Source organism: Pedococcus sp. P2_D9 (assembly GCF_056404275.1).
In genome coordinates this window covers 93,468-112,820 of the sequence record NZ_JBFUEI010000006.1, presented here as the reverse complement: position 1 = coordinate 112,820, position 19,353 = coordinate 93,468, and the positions used below count along the sequence as shown (strand labels likewise).

The 19,353-nt window shown below is 65.8% G+C and carries 19 protein-coding genes; 13 read left to right on the top strand and 6 right to left on the bottom strand.

Annotation, left to right across the window (positions count from 1 at the left end):
- Window positions 1-42 precede the first annotated feature (42 nt).
- Entirely contained in the window at window positions 43-3,720 is a 3,678-nt protein-coding gene (mobF, locus tag AC1DXJ_RS11835) for a MobF family relaxase (RefSeq protein WP_477637046.1), read from the bottom strand.
- 305 nt (window positions 3,721-4,025) lie between these two features.
- Here mobF and AC1DXJ_RS11830 point away from each other — a divergent pair, with 305 nt between their 5' ends.
- The 3 genes from AC1DXJ_RS11830 (at window position 4,026) to AC1DXJ_RS11820 (ending at window position 6,215) form a co-directional block, all read left to right on the top strand.
- A complete protein-coding gene (locus tag AC1DXJ_RS11830) occupies window positions 4,026-4,370 on the top strand; it encodes a hypothetical protein (protein WP_477637045.1) in 345 nt (114 codons plus the stop codon).
- A gap of 98 nt (window positions 4,371-4,468) precedes the next feature.
- On the top strand, window positions 4,469-5,683 hold the full coding sequence (locus tag AC1DXJ_RS11825; RefSeq protein ID WP_477637044.1) for a helix-turn-helix domain-containing protein: 1,215 nt from the start codon (window positions 4,469-4,471) through the stop codon (window positions 5,681-5,683).
- 4 nt (window positions 5,684-5,687) lie between these two features.
- On the top strand, window positions 5,688-6,215 hold the full coding sequence (locus AC1DXJ_RS11820) for a flavoprotein (RefSeq protein ID WP_477615748.1): 528 nt from the start codon (window positions 5,688-5,690) through the stop codon (window positions 6,213-6,215).
- Between the two features lie 198 nt (window positions 6,216-6,413).
- Here the strand turns inward: AC1DXJ_RS11820 and AC1DXJ_RS11815 are convergent, their stop codons facing one another.
- Window positions 6,414-7,076, bottom strand: coding sequence for a DUF4386 domain-containing protein (locus tag AC1DXJ_RS11815; protein WP_477637043.1), 663 nt, complete (start codon window positions 7,074-7,076; stop codon window positions 6,414-6,416).
- Between the two features lie 153 nt (window positions 7,077-7,229).
- Between AC1DXJ_RS11815 and AC1DXJ_RS11810 the strand changes: the two genes are divergently transcribed.
- Together AC1DXJ_RS11810 and AC1DXJ_RS11805 are read left to right on the top strand one after the other, a co-directional pair.
- Window positions 7,230-7,901, top strand: a complete 672-nt coding sequence (locus AC1DXJ_RS11810) for a TetR/AcrR family transcriptional regulator (protein ID WP_477637042.1) — start codon at window positions 7,230-7,232, stop codon at window positions 7,899-7,901.
- A 140-nt stretch (window positions 7,902-8,041) separates the two neighbouring features.
- On the top strand, window positions 8,042-8,587 hold the full coding sequence (locus tag AC1DXJ_RS11805; protein WP_477637041.1) for a DUF1697 domain-containing protein: 546 nt from the start codon (window positions 8,042-8,044) through the stop codon (window positions 8,585-8,587).
- A gap of 161 nt (window positions 8,588-8,748) precedes the next feature.
- Here AC1DXJ_RS11805 and AC1DXJ_RS11800 read toward each other — a convergent pair whose 3' ends face one another.
- Entirely contained in the window at window positions 8,749-9,051 is a 303-nt protein-coding gene (locus AC1DXJ_RS11800; RefSeq protein ID WP_477637040.1) for a hypothetical protein, read from the bottom strand.
- 427 nt (window positions 9,052-9,478) lie between these two features.
- Between AC1DXJ_RS11800 and AC1DXJ_RS11795 the strand changes: the two genes are divergently transcribed.
- The 5 genes from AC1DXJ_RS11795 to AC1DXJ_RS11775 all read left to right on the top strand — a co-directional run bounded on the left by AC1DXJ_RS11795 (window position 9,479) and on the right by AC1DXJ_RS11775 (window position 13,452).
- Window positions 9,479-9,805: a hypothetical protein gene (locus tag AC1DXJ_RS11795; protein ID WP_477637039.1), complete on the top strand. Its 327-nt coding sequence runs from the start codon at window positions 9,479-9,481 to the stop codon at window positions 9,803-9,805.
- 227 nt (window positions 9,806-10,032) lie between these two features.
- Window positions 10,033-10,791, top strand: coding sequence for a hypothetical protein (locus AC1DXJ_RS11790; RefSeq protein ID WP_477637038.1), 759 nt, complete (start codon window positions 10,033-10,035; stop codon window positions 10,789-10,791).
- 331 nt (window positions 10,792-11,122) lie between these two features.
- On the top strand, window positions 11,123-12,193 hold the full coding sequence (locus tag AC1DXJ_RS11785) for an IS110 family transposase (RefSeq protein ID WP_477637037.1): 1,071 nt from the start codon (window positions 11,123-11,125) through the stop codon (window positions 12,191-12,193).
- A 138-nt stretch (window positions 12,194-12,331) separates the two neighbouring features.
- A complete protein-coding gene (locus AC1DXJ_RS11780) occupies window positions 12,332-12,982 on the top strand; it encodes an SHOCT domain-containing protein (RefSeq protein ID WP_477637036.1) in 651 nt (216 codons plus the stop codon).
- Between the two features lie 317 nt (window positions 12,983-13,299).
- Window positions 13,300-13,452, top strand: a complete 153-nt coding sequence (locus tag AC1DXJ_RS11775) for a hypothetical protein (protein ID WP_477637035.1) — start codon at window positions 13,300-13,302, stop codon at window positions 13,450-13,452.
- A 222-nt stretch (window positions 13,453-13,674) separates the two neighbouring features.
- Here the strand turns inward: AC1DXJ_RS11775 and AC1DXJ_RS11770 are convergent, their stop codons facing one another.
- Window positions 13,675-14,619 carry a cold-shock protein gene (locus tag AC1DXJ_RS11770; RefSeq protein ID WP_477637034.1) on the bottom strand — a complete coding sequence of 315 codons (945 nt, stop codon included), beginning with the start codon at window positions 14,617-14,619 and terminating at the stop codon, window positions 13,675-13,677.
- Between the two features lie 188 nt (window positions 14,620-14,807).
- Window positions 14,808-14,966, bottom strand: a complete 159-nt coding sequence (locus AC1DXJ_RS11765; RefSeq protein WP_477637033.1) for a hypothetical protein — start codon at window positions 14,964-14,966, stop codon at window positions 14,808-14,810.
- A gap of 458 nt (window positions 14,967-15,424) precedes the next feature.
- Between AC1DXJ_RS11765 and AC1DXJ_RS11760 the strand changes: the two genes are divergently transcribed.
- The 3 genes from AC1DXJ_RS11760 to AC1DXJ_RS11750 all read left to right on the top strand — a co-directional run bounded on the left by AC1DXJ_RS11760 (window position 15,425) and on the right by AC1DXJ_RS11750 (window position 18,909).
- Window positions 15,425-16,711, top strand: coding sequence for an IS110 family RNA-guided transposase (locus AC1DXJ_RS11760; protein ID WP_477637032.1), 1,287 nt, complete (start codon window positions 15,425-15,427; stop codon window positions 16,709-16,711).
- Window positions 16,712-16,990: 279 nt separating this feature from the next.
- Window positions 16,991-17,686: an HNH endonuclease gene (locus tag AC1DXJ_RS11755; protein WP_477637031.1), complete on the top strand. Its 696-nt coding sequence runs from the start codon at window positions 16,991-16,993 to the stop codon at window positions 17,684-17,686.
- A gap of 995 nt (window positions 17,687-18,681) precedes the next feature.
- Entirely contained in the window at window positions 18,682-18,909 is a 228-nt protein-coding gene (locus AC1DXJ_RS11750; RefSeq protein WP_477637030.1) for a hypothetical protein, read from the top strand.
- Between the two features lie 73 nt (window positions 18,910-18,982).
- Here the strand turns inward: AC1DXJ_RS11750 and AC1DXJ_RS11745 are convergent, their stop codons facing one another.
- Complete coding sequence (locus tag AC1DXJ_RS11745) at window positions 18,983-19,318, bottom strand: histone-like nucleoid-structuring protein Lsr2 (protein WP_477637029.1); 336 nt, start codon at window positions 19,316-19,318, stop codon at window positions 18,983-18,985.
- Window positions 19,319-19,353: the final 35 nt, after the last annotated feature.

Sequence of the window (19,353 nt, the reverse complement as noted above, 5' to 3'; positions counted from 1 at the left end):
CTCGGGCCAGCTGCGCCGAGGCAGCGGCCCTGCTCCGTGGGCTCACATCTGCACCCCTTCCTCCGTAACGCCCTGCTCAACAGAGTGCCCCAGGGTGCCGACATTCGCCCGTTCAGCGCGCGTCATGGCGAGCGCCCTCCCGACGGCGGCTTGAGCCAGGCACCTCTGCGTCTCCTGCTCAACGGATGGGGCTTCGGTCGTTCCGAGGACGGAGCGGTCGGTGATCCCCCAGCGCTCCCGATAGGCAGCCACGGTGGTCAGCCTCAGCATCCACTCTTCGCGACGCACGGGGTCAGCGGGGCGCCGGCCTAGCTGCGCCGCCCAGGGCTGGCCGTTCTCGACAGCAGCTTCCGCGGCGGCTCGGGCTCGCTCCTCGATGAGACGAGCTCGGTCATCGAGACCGTCCTGCAGATCCGACTGGGCCGTGAAGACCGGCTTCGGAAAGAGACCAGCAATCCGCTCCAAGTTCACCTGGCGCGAGCGATCAGCGCTCTTGATCCAGCGGTCCACCCGCCCATGGAGCACGGCTGTCGGGTCATCGGCTGTGGCTAGTGACCTGCCCTTCACAAGGGCCGGCAGTCCGTGTTCGACATCCAGGCCCAGTGAATCCGCCTCGCGCAGTGCGGCAAGCAGCGGGCCGTACGCCTGGGACTCCGTGACTTCTCCGACCATTTCACGATCTCCGAGGCTGTCTCGGAGGAGGTCGTCGTACCGCTCGCGCTGCGCGAGACCGACGATCGTGTCGTACTCGGCCCACAGGCGGTTGATGGAGTACTGCTCGGCCCACTCCGCTGCCATGGCCTCGGTGGCCGACAGGTCGGCTCCACGCGTCTGGAGGACCGTTCGGAGCACGTCACCGGCGTCGCGTTCCATCGGAATGCCGTGCTGGGTATCCATGTCGGGGTCGTACATCGTGTCGACGTAGAGCCTGTTGGACTCGCGTCCCCGGGTGGCAGACACGTACAGGACCTCTCGCTGTGTCGTCACCGATATGAACGCATGAGCGGTGTCGACGGTCCTGCCCTGCGCTCGGTGAGCCGTGGTCGCGTACCCCAACTCGAGGTGCTCCCGCGCGTAATCGGCGGGCAGGACGACCTGCCGGCCACCCGGCATACCCATCCCGGTGGTGCGCGCAACGGTCACCGCACCGTCGGTGGCGACGGCCACCACGACCCACTGGTCGCCGTTCTTGACCCACCCCCGGCCACACGAGAGGCGCCTGTTGTTCTCCCTAGTGACCACGAGGTCTCCAACAGCGATGTGTGCGCTGCTGCTCGTCGGTATGCCGTTTCGCGCGACCCGACCTGCGGCTATGAGAACTGCTCGCGCCCGTTCGTTCAGTGCCGCGACGGTCTCCTTGTCCGAGGCGATCATCAGTGAGCGGTGACCAGCCGCGACGTCCTCGCGCCAGGCGGCATACATCAGATCGAGCATCGACTCGCGGTCGCCGCCCTCGACACGGTCCCGGGACTGATAGTCGTCCACGGCCTCCAACCGTCCGATCCTCAGGTTCACTGAGGCCGTCTTCTCCCAGTGGTTGACGAACCTGCGAACGTCGGTGAGTTCGGGCACGACGTCACGGTCGCGGGCGAGCAGGTGGAATGCTCCGCCTGCCTCGACAGGACTGAGCTGCGCCCAGTCTCCGACGAGAACGACTTTCCCCCCGGCGTTCTGCGCCGACTCCGTGAGCGTGTCCAGACCGAAGGTGCCTGCGAGGGATGCCTCGTCTACGATCACGAGCTGGCCTGGATGTAGCCGCCACTGCTCCACCTCGGCCGTGAGTTCGTCGATACGCCTGCGCAGGACCGCGGTGCGCATCGACGGTCCCTGACGGTGTGCCTCGGCCCGGAGACGGTCGATCTCGGCAAGCCGTTCCGCCTCGCGCGCGTGCTCGGTGAGCCACTTGCTTGTGTTCTCCGTGGGGATCCCACACTCCTGGGACAGGACCTTCGCGGCCGCCGCGGAGGGGGCAAGACCGATCACGGAGCCAGCGCCGAATGCCTTCTCCCACACGGTCCGCAGTCCGGACATGCTGGTGGACTTGCCGGTGCCCGCAGGTCCCACGAGGAGGTCGAGGGGGCGGCCAGACGTCGCGATCTGTTCGACCGCGCGAGCCTGGTCTGCGGATAGCGGATGCGCCCGGCCAGGCAAGTTAGCATCGGCCACATCGGCGACTTCTCGTATGCCGGTGCGTGGTCCATCGGCGCGCCGGCTCGCCTCCAGAAGTCTCGCCTCCGCCTCCAGCAGAGCCTGCGTCGTGTAGACCCCGTGCCCGCGAGCGCGAAAGCGTGAAGTCCCATCCGATCTGGTGAAGGGTGTTGGCGTGTGCGCCAGATCCGGGGCGCTGAGAGACAGCGACTCGTTCAATGCGAGGCCCACGGTGCGCTCGACTACGGCCATCCGGTCGTTGGGGCTGGCGAATCGAACGCCGTGTAGCTGCCGCAGAACTTCGGCGAAGACGTTGGCCTGGGAGAAGGTCGCCCGCTTGGTCGCGACTGTGTCGACGGCGATGGAGGCAACCTCGGCGAGCATCTCGTTGGTGAGGTCGTCGCCGCGCAGGAGTGGCAGGTCGTTCCTCTCCCCCAAGCTGCTGACCCACGGGACTGGCTCGTCCTCGAGGACGCTCTGGGCCCTTGTGCGCCAAGCCCTGACGAGTTCGGCCAAGGGTTTGACGTGCTTGTCCGGCCGGGTCTCCAAGGTGGCGCGTTGGCGGAGCCGCAGCATCTCCCGACTGCTGGGTCCGCGCCCGTGGGCCTCCACGAAGGCAGGGATGAGCTTGTCGGTGGCGGTTTCGATGGCCGACGAACGCCTAGAGAACTCCCTTTGCAGGGCTTCAGGCACGCCAGCCACCTCGTACTTGGGGACCGACGAATGGGCTCGGCGGGTGGGGTCCCATCCCCAGCCCACGGCCTCGGTCAGCAGATCGGAGAGGACGCCGTTGTACAACTCGGAGAGCCCAACGGCGGAGCGGAACAGTGCTCGGGAGTCGAGCGTCCGCCAGGTCCCGTCCCCGCCCTGCACCCGGTTCATCACGACGACGTGCGTGTGCAGCTGCGGGTCGCCGGCCCGGGAGTCCCAATGGTCGAAGGCCGCGCCGACGATCCCGCGGATGTCCTCCTGGACGACGCCGTTCTTCCCCGACCGGGAGCTGAAGACGCTCCGCTCGGCATAGGCCACGACGTAGGCAAGGGCCTTCTGATGCGCGTCGTAGATGACGCCCTGTGTCCCGGCGTCCGCGAGAGCCCACGCGACGCTCACGCTCTTGGGTGCGCTGAAGGTGAGGTCGAATCCTGCGACTGCGCGGAACATTCTTGTCTCCGCGATGCGCTCGTCGCGCTTGATGCTGAGGACCGCCTCCTCGCGCAACTTGCCGCTGAGCCCCCTGACCTCGCGGGCGATCCTGGCGGCCACGCGATCGCTGTACGAGGCGGCCGGTCGTCGCGGCGGACGGCCGAGCTGCTCGCCGGTCAGGGGATCCTGCAACATGCCGAGCATCCGGAAGAGGTGCTCTTCCGTCACCTGGCTGCCTGGCCTGACCCCGTTGCCACCGTCTAGGCCCGCGAGTCCGTCGCCGATGAACCGCCCGGGCGGAGTGCCGGACTCCGCGTAGTACCGAGTCAGAGCGGACGCCTGCTGGGCGGCGCCGTCGCTCTGCGCCACCGAGCTCATCAGGTACTTGTAGCCACTGCCGAGCGTCATCCGGCGGATCGACATCGTCATGTGAGCGGTCCATTCCGTCGTCTCAATGCGCACTGTTTGCGGGGGTTCAGCCGTACCGACTACCGCCGTCGCGATACACGGCGGGACGTGAACGGGCCTCGGATGCCAGAGGTGTGCTGATGGAAAGGCGGTGATGCGGCGGGAGGAAGCGGAGGGTCGCGTGGCGGACGGCTCGCTGAGTCGTCCAGTGACGGGCGGCCTGGAAACGGGGATGGCTCAGGCCCGACGGTTTGGGGGCGGGCGTGTACCGGAGGAGGGGTAGGCGACGCATCAGGTGAGACCAGTAGAAACCAAGGAGCAATGTCATGACCCGTGCCGGCCGGAGTCCGCTGGACGAACGAGCTCGCCACCGACTTCGTGAGGCGCAGCAGAAGGAGAGCCAGGCCGTAGCCGCGGTCCATGCCRCCGACGCAGCCAAGTTGGCTGTGCACGCGAAGCTGGATGCGCTCGTTCGCCAGCATCAGGCCCGAATCGAAATGGCTGAGGAGCGGCTTCGTCTTGCCAAGGCCGAGCTGGTGTCCGTATCAGGCGTCGAACGGGCAGCCGCCCTCCTGGACGAGCCGGCGAAGGCGCTTCGGGCAGCCGTCCGTGCCGCCAACGTGACGCACGCACCCGAGCCGGCCACGCGGCACACGGAATCGCCGTCCTAGCGCGAAGTTGTCCACAACCAAGCGGCTTCCGGTGGTTCTTTGTCCTCTTTTGGCTATATTTCAAGGGCGTGTCCTCAGAGACTTCGAAGGGTCGCAGCATGGCAAGCGGGGCGGTGGGAGAACGGATCGCGGCGTACCGGCGTCGTCGCGGCCTCAGTCAGGCCGCGTTGGCGGGCCTGGTCGGGCGGTCAGAGTCCTGGCTGTCGCAGGTCGAACGCGGTGTGCGTTCGGTCGACCGTTTGTCGGTTCTCCTGGACCTGGCGCGTGTGCTGCACGTTGATATGGAGTCGCTCTCGGGCCGTCCGTGGCAGGTCCAGCCGAACGGCGGGGCCTTCGGCGCCGGCCTGGCCGAACTGCGCACCTGCATGACGCGCTACGACCACATGCTCGGCGACTCGACGCCCGCGGTCCTGACTCTTGCTCAGCTGCAGGCTCAGGTGGTGGGGGTCCATCGCAGCTACCAGGCCGCGCACTACGAGCAGGTGGTCAGTGAGTTGCCCGCACTGCTCGGGCAAGCCGAGCGGCTGCGTCTAGAACTGGCGCAGACTCCGGAGGAACGCGAAGGCCACCTGATCTACGTGTCGGCGTATGCGGCGGCGGCAAAGTTGGTCACCAAGCTGGGAGCTGGTGATCTCGCGCTCCTCGCCGCCGACCGCGCCGCAACTGCTGCTTACACCGCTCAGTCCGACGTGGCATCGGGGATGGCGGCCTACCAGGTGGCGTGCGCCGTGCTGCGAGCGGAGCAGCCGCAGGACGCCGAACACCTGGCCGTCGGCATGGCTGAGCGGCTGGAACGCACAGCGCGATCCGACTCCCCCGTCATCGTCTCCTTGTGCGGCGCACTTTGGCTGATCGCCGCGGTCATCGCCGCGCGGCAGACCGAACAGTGGACCGCATGGGAACGGCTCGAGCGCGCGCAGCGAATGGCCGACATGTTGGGTGAAGACGGCAATCACGCCTGGACAGCGTTCGGCCCGACCAACGTTGCGATTCACCGGGTTTCGGTCGCGGCCGAGTTGGGCGATCCGGGCGAGGCGCTGCGCGCAGCCGCAACCGTCGACACAGAGCGGCTTCCATCCGGCCTGGCGAGCCGGCGCGCCCAGGTGCAGCTGGACCTGGCTTGGGCACAGGCTCAACGCAAGCGCGATGCCGAAGCGACCCTGCATCTGCTGGATGCCGAGCGGGTGGCGCCAGAGGTCATCCGGCACAACGTCATCGCCCAGGAGCTGGTCCGGGAGATGCTCGCGCGAGGAAAGAAGGCGCAGACACGATCGCTGACTGACCTCGCCACGCGGGCCGGTCTGCTCCACTAGGGATGTGTCTACCTGCCTGCTCGTCGTCACCGGCGCCCCCTTGGCGAGCCGCTGCTCCGATATTGCCGAGGCCCTGAGCGAGGCCGGCTGGCAGATCGAGGTGGTCACCACCCCGTCCGCCGGCGCTTGGGTCGACGAAGCGACCGTCTCGCACCTCAACTCGGCCCTTGGTCATGGCGAGACGAGTTCGGCCGAGCCCGACGTGGTCGTCGTCGCGCCGGCGACGTTCAACACGGTGGCCAAACTGGCGGCCGGTATTGCTGATACGTACGCGCACAGCCGATTGTGCGAGGCACTCGGACAGCGGATCCCGATGGTGCTTGTGCCCATGATCAACAACAAGCTCTGGGGCCACCCAGCTCTCTCCGGGCATCTGGACAGGTTGTGCGAGGCGGGCGTCGCTTTGGTGGACTGCCAGTCCGGCGGACCTGAACCAAGGGCCGTCAGCTCTGGCACGGGCGACGAAGTTGTCGAGCGCTTTGATCCATCTTGGATCGTGGCTCGTCTTCTCAGCCTGACCAGCGGCACGTAGAGGCGCGGCCCGGCCGCGAGGCGTGCGCCGCGCTGTGAGTGGACGTTGGAGGAGTACTGCACTGCGGGCATTGGCGGCGGTGTGACGCACCTTTCCAGCGGAGAAGGACGTCGAGCCCGAGCCCTGCGGTTCGGGCGAGATCGTCCCTCGCTGCTCAATGCGTGACAGGCCAGCTGTCCGGCTGGTGTTCGCGAACGGTCAGTGGGCCGTGACCAGAGTTGAGGAGCTGAGGTCGGCGGGGGAGGGCAGCTGCCTGAATCCCTTGGCGATCAACCAGATCGGAAGGAACACCAACTCGAACAGCCCGCCGGGGACGACGAGGAGCATTCCGACTCCCGCGCCCATGTCGAGGACGCCGAACAGGTCGAGAGGGACTCCGATCGTCAGCGAGGCGTAGCCCACCAGACCGAGCAGGGCGATGGGTCGCGGGACCAGTCGCCCGACGAAGAGCAGGTTGCAGAGGACGATGCCGCCGATGCCGGTCGGCACGTAGACCCACAGGAGGTGGTTCGGGACGACCTGCGATGCAGCCAGAAGGTAGACGCCGCAGGCTGCTGAGACGAGGCACTCGACAACCCTGAGGATTGGGTACCAGACGGCGAGGGTTGGGTTCACCTGCTTCAGCACTGGGTACATCAGCAGGCCGATCCCGACAACGGCGAAGCCTGAAACACCCATCAGGGCGACGCCGGCCGTCATTGGCGCGCGATCGGGATCGCCGTCGACGAACGCCTGGATCAAAGACGTGCCGAACATCGCGGTGACCATCTGAACGACGAACAGGATCCCGACGGCTCTCGCGACTCCTTGCCTGGACTGCGGAGCAGTCGTGTTGGAAGTCGGGGTTCTCGTGGTGCTCATGGCGTGACCTTCCGATTGCGTCAGGAGCGGGTCCGAGAACTCGTTTCTAACGGTGTTAGATTGGAGTTGGGACGCTACTCTAACGGCGTTAGATTGTCGAGGGCCGGGTGTGCCGGCAGGTTTATGGAATGGTCACCAGGAGAGGCAGGACCCGTGGGACGCAGGCCGACCGACGTCGCCAACAAGGCGCCGCTCAACCTGGGACGGGCGCTGCAGGTCGCGCTGGCCGTCGCCGACGACGACGGCTTGGAAGCGGTCACGATGCGCCGGCTGGCCGGCGAGCTGGGCGTCGAGGCGGCCTCTCTGTACCACTACGTCAAGAGCAAGAACCAGATCTTGGACGGGTTGGTAGAGCTCGTTGCCGCCGAGATCGAGCGCCCCATGCCGTCCACGGACTGGCGGGCTGCGATCAGCGAGCGGGCCCACCACACCCGAGCAGGCCTACGCCGCCACCCCTGGGCGGTGAGCTTGATGGCGTCAAGGACCAGCCCAGGGCCAGCCACTCTCGGGCTCCTGGAGACGGGGATCCGGTGCTTCCGCGAGGGTGGTTATTCGGTCCTCCAGGCGGCCCACGCAATCTCGGTGGTCGACAGCTACGTACACGGCTTCGTGCTCCAAGAGGTCAACCTGCCCTTCCGGGACGAGTCGGAACTGGCTGCCATGACTGGAGCCATCATGGAGACGTTTCCTGCCTCCGAGTTCCCGTACCTGTTCGAGCTGACCGTCGAGCACGTCCTCAAGCCGGGCTACGACTACGGCAAGGAGTTCGACTCCGGCCTCAAGGTCGTACTTGACGGTGTCGCAGCGTTGCTCGTCCAGCCGTAGGCGGCCCCGCCTCGGTCATTTCTCGACCGCTTGCGGAGCGAGGACCATCGGGCTCGTGGTGGATGCGGCTGCCTCTGGCACTGTCCAGAGCAACCTGAGAGCGTCAGTGCCGCTCGCGTGTCGCCCGTATGGTCAGCGTCATGCAGCGATACGTGGCGTTCCTCCGGGGTATTGCGCCCAGCGGCAAGAACATGACGAACGACAAGCTGTGCGGGGCCTTCCTGGCGCTCGGGTTGAAGGATGTCCGGTCGGTCCTGGCAAGCGGCAACATCACTTTTCGCGCGGGCTCGACGGACGTGCCGACACTCGAACAACGAGTCGAGGATGCGCTCAGGGACCTCCTCGGCGTCAGGAGCTGCACGATCATCCGCGCCCACGCAGAGATGCGCTCACTGGTGCAGAGCGACCCCTTCCCGGGCTTGACCCACGAAAGCCGCACCTACCTCACGGCCACGTTTCTCAAAGCCGCTGCCGCCCTTCCCACCGCCCTGCCTTCGGACCCAGATCGGCCCACAAGCGTCGCCAGATATGACCCCGCAGCCCGAGCCGTTCTAGCAGTCACCGACAACAGCGATCCCAGAGAAGGGTCAGGCCTCATGAGGTGGCTGGAGAAGACCTACAGCAAGGACATCACCACACGGAGCTGGCTCACGGTCCAGCGAGTCCTCACCAAACTCGAGGACTGACTCACCGACCCATCGGCGGCGGCGTGACGCGCCTCTTGGGCCGGACCTGGCCGGGCCAGCTGGGGACGCCTCGGACCCGGACTGCCTGGCAGTCCGGGTCCCAGGACGGCGGTGCGTACTCTGGCACCTCGCTCGGGTTCGGTCATCGCGTCCTGTGCGGTTCAGGCGTGCGCAGGTGCCCTGACTTCGTTGACCACTTCGAACACCGACTCCTGCGGAGGTTCGGTGAACCCACCGGGGATTCCTTGCTGCATGCGTGGCATCAGGGTCGAGTCGCGGAAGGTCTCCCAGCTTTCCTTAGTGTCGTGCACGGCCACGATGGTCCACCCGTCTGCGGACGGGCCGGCCGCGTGGTACACCTGCCCAGCCGGCAGGCTTCCGTCGGCCGGGTGCACCGCCGCGATCGATGCCTCGTACTGATCCTTCGTGCCGCCCTTGAACTGGTGAACGACGCCATAACTCATGCGGCTGCCCTCGCTTCCTCGGGTCCGCCCCGGCCCAGACAGGGGCGGCCCGGGACAGTCTCGGCGGGGCCTCTTCGACGCTACGCGCCAGCCGAGGGCCTGTCGATGGACAAACCGGCCCCGGCGTTTCCACTTCCTACCGTTGCCCGAGTCGGGGACCTAGCCCGCCGGTCGCCGGCTATCTCGAGAGCCGTCCTCAAGGCGGCGGAGTGACGCACCGCAGGCTGACGCAGATCTGACGGTGAGGTGGCGGCATTGCATGGGCCAGACTGTTGCTCCGGCAACTCGACCAAACCAACCTTGACATGTCCCAGCAGACGCCCCGAGAACAGCGGGCGCGGGGATGCCGGGTGGGCGCGAGGAATGTTGACTAGAGTCTTCGCGGGGAACTGGAACGGCCAAGCCGAGCGGAAGCAGGGGCGATCTGATGGGCGAGACCCACGGCAACGACCAAGACATCGAATCCGAGGACGACCAATCCTCCACCGAAAGCCTTGATCCAGTCGCTGATGGCGAATGCCCTGACCCCGCCGGTAACGGCGACGTCGCGATCGAAGACCAAGCTTCAGGGCTGCCGTGGAAGAGGATTGCCGTTGCGGCCGGGGGCGTGGCTCTTACCGTCGCCGGCACGGTCGTCGCCACCCTCGCCGCAACTCATAAGACTGCCCGCCACGAGAATGCAGCTGCTTACGCGCACGGACTGGTCGCCGCCGTGGAGGCGATCCGGAACGGCTACGACCCGTTCGAGGACTAGGGCGGGTCGTCCGGCTTGCAGGTCCAGATCATGACAGCGCACCGGCTGGCTACGGTGTGATCGATCTTGGCTGGCTTGCGCTCCCGGGCCTGAACCGTCAAAGGGGAACCATGTTGCGGCGTCGCCCTTTAGGCGCCGCACTAACAGCCCGCTCGAAGGCCCTGAACCTGTCGTGACTCTCCCGTGTCGTTCGAGCTCTCGTCGATGCCGGGGTGGACCATTGAGTTATGTCGAGTCAACGGGTCCGATGCCTGTTCTGCTATCTCAAGACACAGGATGCCATTGAGGCGAGCTATGAACATCTCCTGTCGCGTCCCGTCGCGGACGCGTTCGGCATCGACCGCGATGCACCGGTGGCGAGGATGAACTCTGACCTGTCCGACTTGCGGTGGTCACAGTTGAACGGCATCAAACGCAAGTGCGTCTGCACCAGCTGCAACAACGGATGGATGAATCAACTTGAGCACGACATGGGTTTGGTCGCCGAGTGGATTCACGGCCCGGCCGACGAGGCGTTGGGGGCCAAGCGTGACCTCGTGCTGCGCAGGTGGGCGCTGAAGTCGCACTTCCTGTTGCACTTCATCGACGGGAACGCTGGCAACTTCATGGAGGACCCAACAGGTGCCGTCGTACCTCCATTCACTGCGGCTCGGAGGATGTACGAGGGTGATCATGAGTTCGTAAGGACCGAGTGTGGTGTTGGTGTGAGCTTGTCGAACGGCAGTGTTGATTTCGCGTGGTCCTTCGGGCACCCCACTATCCAGAACCCGCCATCGGCCGGTATCCCGAACTTCACACCGGTCTCGATCTTGACCCTCGGACGACTCCGATTGTGGGTTGTCACTCCGCAACTTCATTCACCTGAATCGGTTGCCGCCCCCTCTGGTGTAGTTGCGAGTACGTCAGCGCTGCGGCCCTCGCAGCTCGCGGTCACTGAGGGTCTGCCCAGTCCAGACGCGATGACAGTGCGCTACCCGGCCGCGTAGCCCGAGCCTTTGGGAGACCGCCCAGTCTGCGGTGAAAGGCGAGGTCAGTCTGGGCGAGCAGACGCGGCGGTAAGACTGTGAGGATCGCCAAGGCAGCCTGATGGTGCTGGGCTGTGGTTGGTGACCGCGAGTGTGACCCCCGGAATGACTGGCCTTTGTGCCTTGCTGCGACCTGTCCGCTCGTGGTCACCGGCCCGGCCCGGTTGGAGGAGCTGGCCTGATCAGGAGCTTGACCACCTGGCGTTAGCGGCGCCGGATGTGTCTCATCACAGTCCTGCCGAGCCTCCATCCCGGACCGGAACCACGTCCCGTCCGGCGAAGGAGAGAACGCATGAACAGTCTGACCGATCTGCGCGAGGTGGTCGATGTCGTGATCGGCGTCGACACCCATGTCAATACCCACTCCGCGGCCGTGGTCGATGCTGCGACTGGTGGTGTCCTGGACGAGATCACTGTCGAGGCGACAGCCCAGGGCTATGCCGAGTTGGTGGAGTTCGCCAACAACCACCCGATGCTGCGGGCCTGGGCCATTGAAGGGACCGGTGGTCACGGCGCCGGCTTGAGTCGTCACCTGCTGGAGTCATCGGAGATCGTCATCGAGTTGGATCGTCCGAAGCGGGCTGCGCGTCGCAACGGCGCGAAGTCCGATCCGCTCGATGCGATCCGCGCTGCGCGTGAGGCGATGGCTCGACCGCGGTTGGGAACACCTCGCGCCGGGGGCGAACGCCAAGCACTGTCAGTGCTTTTGGCTGCTCGCCGCTCCGCGATCAATGCCTCCACCGAGGCCCAGCAGCAGGTCTTCGGCTTGGTCATCGCAGCACCCGAACCCACCCGCGTCAGGTTCCGTGGCCAGAAGCTTGCCGCGATGCTCATCACCGCCGTGAACCTGCGGGTGCACGCTTCATGGGACACCGAGACGACCAGCACCGTGGTGGCGCTGCGGACCTTGGCTCGTCGCGCGCACGCGATGCTGAAAGAGGCACGGGAGCTGCAGAAGGCGATCGTGGCCATCATCCGCGCCTGGCGGCCCGACCTGCTCGAGGAGTTCGGCGTCGGACCGATCGTGGCCGCGACGGTGTTGTGCGCCTGGCCCCACCCCGGCCGTATCCACTCCGAGGCGGCGTTCGCGATGCTCGCCGGCGTGGCACCGATCCCGGCGAACAGTGGCCAAGTCACGACCCTTATCGGCTCAACCGTTACGGCGACCGCCAGCTCAACAACGCACTGCACACCGTGGTCCAGAGCCGGATCCAGTACCAGCCAGCCACCCGCGATTACGTCGCCCGCCGTACTGCCGAAGGAAAGACCGGCCGCGAGATCAAACGCTGCCTGGCTCGCTACGTCGCCCGCGGCCTCTATCGCCTCCTTGAAAACCAGGCCACAGCTGCTTGACGAAGCATAGGAGCGTCGCGCCGGCTGGACAGCGGCACGCGCCGGTTTGACCGTGCTCAGTCCGCCGGTCCGGGCAGAGCCAAACCTGCGCTTCTGCGAGTGGTTCAATCACGCCATGGCGGATCTTGGTCTGTCCTAGAGTGCTTGCGTGGCAATCTTCCAGGAACTGTCGGGCCAAGGACGCGTGGTCGGTGGACATCTCTCAAGTGGCACGGTCGTTGCAGGCGGAGCTAGCCCGTTCTCTAAGAACAACGACCTCTCCATTCAGCACGCCTCCAACCCATTCAAGCGTCACAGGATCAACGCCGAGACAGTCACCGAGTGGGAGGAGCTAGCCAAAAAGGAGGGCGTGGCCGGGGCTGTGGGTCGCGCAGCGGCCACTGCGGCGATCCCGGGAAGGGTCGGCAAGGCCGTCGGGGCCGGTCTCGGGGCGGCGGTGAACTCTGGGCACACGGTGCGTGTCACTTGGGCGGCCGACGGCAGGCAGTCGATCATCGAGCTGCCCGAGAAGCAATTCATGGTCTTCTCCGTCCTGCTGAAGGACCGCCAGATAGCCACTGACTTGGCGGAGAACGTAGAGGGGGGAGTTCCGTCCGCCCGGCCAGCTGCGAGCGAGAGAATCGCGGACTTGGCCCTCTCGGTCATCTCAAGAGGTAGGCAGGATGCGCCAGCAGCCAAGGCGCTGCCTACTCAGGACGTCACCGAGCAAATCGCGAAACTGGCAGCCCTTCACGCGCAAGGGATCCTCACCGATGCGGAGTTCTCGGACAAGAAGGCAGAGCTCCTCCAGCGCCTCTAGCACGGGGCTCGCCCCTCTTCGGGTTGGCGGCCACCGTTAGAAGTGAGGCGCTCCACGAGGTTGCCCCGACGTAGACCGTCGCTTACGCCGTGTTGTGGGCGAGGCCGTCAGCGTGATGCGTACTGACTCCCGAGGGGCCAAACGCGCTGCGGTAGCGGCGGAAGGACGCAGGTCAACCCTCGCGGAACAGACGTTGTAACCGTGACGCATTCGCTCGTAGGGCAGCAAGTTGTCACGATTTGGCACTTCACCTGACACGCGACTCCGCCTCCTCCTACGGTGTCGCTTCCGGCCAAATCACTAGGAGGAACACACCCGTGGGCATCATCCGCAAGAGCCTGTCTGTCAGCACGCTTGGACTCGTCGACTTCCGCTCCGACAAGGAGCGGACCGCCGCCTACACGAAGGCGACAAAGAAGGAAGCGAAGAAGCAGACCAAGTTGATGAAGCAGGCCCTGAAGGAGAAGTAGGGCCTTCACCGGCACCTGAGCGGGCAAAACTAGGAAAATGCACCTGCCTGCAGAAGTCAGAACCCCGAGCGGACCGATCCGCCGGGGTTCTGGCTTGCGTACTCGGGCACTTGTAATCGGACACCCGACTCGCGGTATGACGCACCGCACGGATCGCGGCATGAGTGTGCGGCGGGATCGGGACACGCTTGAGAACCGGCTCCGCCCGGACGGATGTTTCGCTCAAACCCGTTCGACGCGGTCGGCCTGTGGTCCTCGATCGCTCTGTCGCACCTGGTACCGGACCCGATCGCCCTGGTACAGCACCTCGGCGCCTCTGAGGACCGACACGTGCACGAACAGGTCCGCGCCACCCGCGTCGGGCGTGATGAACCCGAACCCCCGCTCCGCGTCGTAGCGCGCGACCACTCCCTCGCCGCCGCGCGCCGGGATGTCGGATGCCTCCCGGTGTCCCGACCGGGCGCGGGTCGTCGACGTCGCGGGTGCGCCCCGCGGTGTCGAGTTGTGCGCGAGGCGCACGTCGCGGGCCTGGGGACCCTTCTCGCTCACGACGATGTCGTACGTCACCCGGTCCCCCTCGCCCAGCCCGAGAAGCCCGTCGGCCAGCTCACGGACGTGGACGAAGACATCGGGGCCGCTCGACTCGGGGGTGATGAACCCGAAGCCCTTGTCGCCGTCGTACCAGGACACGGTGCCGTCCGCCCCGTCGGATGCCACGGCCTGCTGGGCGGCCTGGCCTCCCAAGGGGAGCAGATGGTCAGCCTGCGGTCCCTTCTCCCCGTCGACGACGAGGAACGCCACCCGCTGCCCCTCCGAGACCACGCCGCCGCCCACGATGGCCGAACTGTGCACGAAGATCTCGGCACCACCGCCGTCGGGCGTGATGAAGCCGTACCCCTTGGCAGGCTCGTACCAGGACACGGTGCCGAGCACGCCCAGCGGTGTATCGGCGGCCCGGTCGGCGATGACCCGGACGCGGCGTGCCTGAGGGCCGCGGTCCCCCTCGCCGATCTCGAACTCGACCACCTGCCCCTCCCGGAGCAGCTTCATCGCGTCGTCGCTGACGATCTCGGACGCATGGACGTACAGGTCATCTACCTCCTGCCCGAGGGCGATGAAGCCGAACCCCCGATCGGCATCGAACCAGCGGACGGTTCCCTCGGTCACGTCTGACTCCTTGTCGAAGCTACGGTCGGTGTTCCCCCAGTGTCCCCGACGGGACTGCGACCAGCGCTCGGCGCCAGACGGTGCTCGTACCGTCGTGGCAAGTGCCCGACGGCGACATCCACGGCACCCGGCGCCGCGCCGACCGCGGCAGATGAGGAAACTCACTGGCTGGCACTTGCCAAGGATCGTCACTGCAGGATCTTCAGATGCCAGCCCGCGGCCTCAAAGGCTCGCTCCAGGCTGCCAAAGACGTCGTCCTGTCGCCATGGCGCTTCGTCAGGGAAACTGGAACTGAAGGCCATGACCGAAGTGCCGCGTCCGGGCGACCATTCGGCGTCGATGACCAAGGTTCCAAGGTGATCCGCGTATTCGATACGGTCGCGCCGCAGTCTGATCGAATAACCGGCTGAAGAATCGACGCGGTCAATCAGTCAATACTTCTTGAACTGCTCGGCAGGCACCTGCGCATCCTTGCGGGATCGGGCAAACGACGCCACTCCCCAGAAACGTGGCACGGACCCCGCTCGTGCAACGTCCGCTCATCGGTGCGCGAGTGCATATCCCGTCGCTCGCTCGCGGCTACTAGAGACTTCCCTGCAGGATCGGTGTCTGGCCAGACTCGGTCCAGGTGTCCGGCGGGAGGCTCTCCTCGCGGCTGCCCACCTGTGGTTTGAGGTGTGGCTCTCTTTCGGTCTGCAGTCCGTCGGGCACCGTGACGAGGCGCGGCTCGAAAGGGGACTGCCCAGCTCGTAGTAGCACTGCCCACCTCGCCGTCCCTATCGGTGCGAGGAAGCGGGAGAAGGCAATGACGAAGGTGATCATCGGGGTCGATCCCCACAAGCTGTCGGCGACGATCGAGGTCGTCGACCGGCACGAGAAGCTGCTCGGCTCGGGCCGGTTCAGCACCGACCAGGCCGGCTACAGCGCGATGCGGACGTACGTCAAGACCTGGCCGGAGCGGGTCTGGGCGATCGAGGGAAGCAACGGCACCGGCCGCCCGCTGGCCCAGCGACTCCTCGAGGCCGGCGAGCATGTCGTGGACGTGCCTGCCAAGCTCTCCGCCCGAGCCAGGTTGTTCGACACCTGCCACAACCGCAAGACCGACGCCCGCGACGCCCACTCCATCGCGATCGTCGCGGTCCGCACCAAGACCCTTCGCGTGCTGCGCCGCGACGGTGAGCTCGAGGCGCTGCCGATGCTGTGTGACCGCCGCGAAGAGCTCACCCGACTGCGGGTGCAAACCGTGAACAGGCTCCAGCGACTGCTCGCCGAGCTCGTTCCGGGCCAGGCGAAGAAGGACCTGACCGCGTTGCAGGCCAAGGCAATCCTCGCATCGGTGCGCCCTCGCGACATCGCCGGGAAGACCCGCCGACGGATCGCAGCCGAGGAACTCGCGGACCTGGTCGCCGTCGAGTCGAAGATGAAGAAGGCCACCGCCGAGCTCAAGGTCCTGGTCAAGGCCCGCGGCTCCGGCCTAATGGACCTGCCCGGTGTCGGACCCGTCGTGGCCGCCCGGACCCTGGCCGACGTCGGAGACATCGCCCGGTTCGCCGACCGCAACCGGTTCGCCTCCTGGACCGGCACCGCACCCCTGGACGCCTCCTCCGGCGAGCAGAACCGGCACCGCCTCTCCCGGGCCGGGAACCGGCGGATGAACCACATGATCCACATCGCCGCGATCAGCCAGATCCGCCTCGACACCGACGGCCGGGCCTACTACCGGCGCAAGCGAACTGACGGCAAGAGCAAACCCGAAGCGTTGCGCTGCCTCAAGCGCAGGATCTCCGACGCCCTGTATCGACAGCTCGTCGCCGACGCCGAACAAGCCCAGATCGCACACGCGCCGGAACCGGTCGGCACGGGTCCGGGAGGGCACTGCGGGGCGTCTCAAGAATCCAGCGCGGTCGACCTGCCCCCGCATATCGACACTTCGGATCAGCCACTTCCCGGACCCGCGAAAACGACGCTACAACCGCCCCGGCCCACACGGAAGCCCTCCCGCCGCAAAGACCGCATCAGGCACCGCTTGACAACAAAGGGGAGCCGAAAAGACACGGCTTCCGCCGTGTGTTCGCAGACTCGTCAGCGATGACTCCGGCTTCCACTGAACCCTTGATTCCTCCTTCATGCTGCTCCAGTTGACTCTGCAGTTGGCTGCCAACTGGGGCGGCCGATCCTGCCGAAGTCCTGGTGGCGATGCGCTCCACCAAACTGTGTCCGTGTGACGTTGTTCCGCCTGAACGACCCCATCGCATCTCCCGAACCTTCACCTTTGCCCGGCGAATGGACGGCACGGCCACGAACACGGGGTCCTCAGGGAGCCCAGCGGAAGAGCCCCCCCAAGAGGGCCATCGGCAGATACCGTTGGGCCATGCCTAGCGGGGCCGAGTTGCGGGCGGTGACGTGCAGAGGGTGCGGAATCGAATTCCGAAGCCATAGACGGAATGTTGTTTACTGCTGCGATATCTGCGGTCTGATGAGCGCTGCCCTGCGGAGCAGCGAACCATATTGCTTCTCGTGCAGTTCCAGGATTCAGGCCTTTCACTCGGACTCCCGGACAGCGCTCACCCCAGAGCAGTACTGGGAGGTGCACAGTCAGTTCGAGCCGACGCATCGAGTTTGCCTGCGCGCAGCGCTGGATCGCGAGGTAGGAGAGGCACGGCAGGGCTGTCGATGCAAGGCCTGCCGACGGGACCGTGGGGAGCTCCTCGACCTGAACCACGCACCATCACGAACCAGTCGCAACGCCAAGAAGCGTTCTGCGTCCTCGACGTACCTTCGCAACCGGATCCTCATCCTCGAGAGGGACGCCTGGGTCTGCCAGATCTGCCGACTGCCCCTAGATAGGGACGCGTCTGTCGTGGATGACCTCTATCCCCAGGTGGACCACATCCTGCCCGTCTCGCTCGGCGGCAACGACGAGCTGAGCAACCTGAGGGCAGCACATCGATGGTGTAATTGGGTGCTCGGAGACAGCATGGCGGACCGGAGCGTTAGGGCGGCCGCACACGCGCGTTTCGCCACGCGCTTTCCCGCTCATGTCATAGAGAATCTGGATCACCGCTAGCTTGCTGATGGTCCCGTGGGTGTACCACCTCGCCGACTCTGCCAACATCGGTCAGCGGAACAACAACTTGCTCTCGCTGCCGCGCTTCTAGCTGGAGACCCGCGGGCGGCGGAAAGACCCGCTCCGCCTGTCTCCCCGTGCGCCGACGGCTGAGTGTTTACATCCAGAGACTGATCGACTGAGAGGGCATGTCTGAGGACTCTGACGAACGGATCGAGTCCGCATTTGTCTATAGGTCCGCGTGCCCTGCTTCGGTCCTTCGGTGGCTACATCGGCGCGAGAGTCACGCGAAGGATGGTCTCACTCATCCGTTCGGGCGACCCAACGCGATGCCTATGCGCCATGCGTCCAGTTGATGTCATCGTCTTGGAGTCATCGCACGGATGACCTGGCATGGCTCCTGGGGTGCGTTCAGGCCGGCGGACTCGCGCTAAACGGGAGGCAATGTGTCGCTTCAAGACGACTCGAAGGTAGCCGAGCAATTGATGTCGCCGCATCTGCCGCGGCTGCGCTTTGACATCCAGGCTCGGCGCGTCAGGGGGGATCGAACACCCACCGGTATCGAGGTGCCGAGGTCATTTCCGCGAGCATGCCTTCAACTCACGTACTGGGAACTTCCCGTTGTCTTCGGGGACGTTAGCCAGCCAGAACTTACTTTCCGCCCCAGTCAGACCTTCGCGACGGATGGCCGGGCCTCGAGGTCTGCTTGGTCAGCGACCCCCGCGAACTCCTCCCGGGCGCTGCGGCTCGTCGATGTCGTGGTCAATTCCGAGCGAAACACCTATCACGTTGATTCGGGGTGCTCAGATTTGGACGAGGATTCGGAACCGATAGGCCGTCGCTGGCTCGCCCGCTGCGATGACGCGCACCGGAGCTCACTCGCGCCGTGCAGCACATGTGCCGCCAGTCTGGCCCACACCGTGGAACGAGTGCTGGGTCCGGTGGATCAGAACCAGCGTCGACGGCTGCCGGGCATGCGGCGTAGCCCGTCGGTATTGACCAACGAGCCTGTGGCCGTCGAGGGCGACTTCGATGAGGTTCACACTGACAAGGACCCGGTCCGCTTCGGAGCACCGACCAGACCTGACGACCCACGTTTCACGGTCCACAACTCAGTTGACTGGGGAACCGCCTCATACTCGGTGAACTCGGAAGAGTTCCTCTCTGAGACGACCGACGACGACCATGATTGGCGCGACGCCGCCTCTAGGCACTTGGACTGACACCGAAACCTGCTGTGGTGGGACGCGCCTGAGCAGACAGGCGGCGGAATGCCGCACCCTGCTCGGTTCACGGTTACCGGGCTGCGTCGTATGCCTTGAGAACATCCGCACTGATCCGGCCGCGGTCGCTCACCTGATGCCCATTGTTCTTGGCCCATTCACGCACGCCCGCAAGGTCAGTGCGTGACTTTGCTCGAGACGAAGAGCGAACGGCCTTGCCACGACGGCTCCCCCGACCCTGCTCGGTCGCCTTGGCGATGTAGGGCTTGAGCGCCTTCTCAAGGGCGGCGCGGTTCTTCGCGCCGAGGTCGATGACCCAGCTCCTGCCGTTGAGGCTGAATGACACCTCTTTCGCGTTGGTCGAACCGTCGAGGTCATCAGTGATTGTTACGGTCGTCTGCTTCGCCATGGAGAGAATGATCGCGCCTATGGGTTGGGAATGCT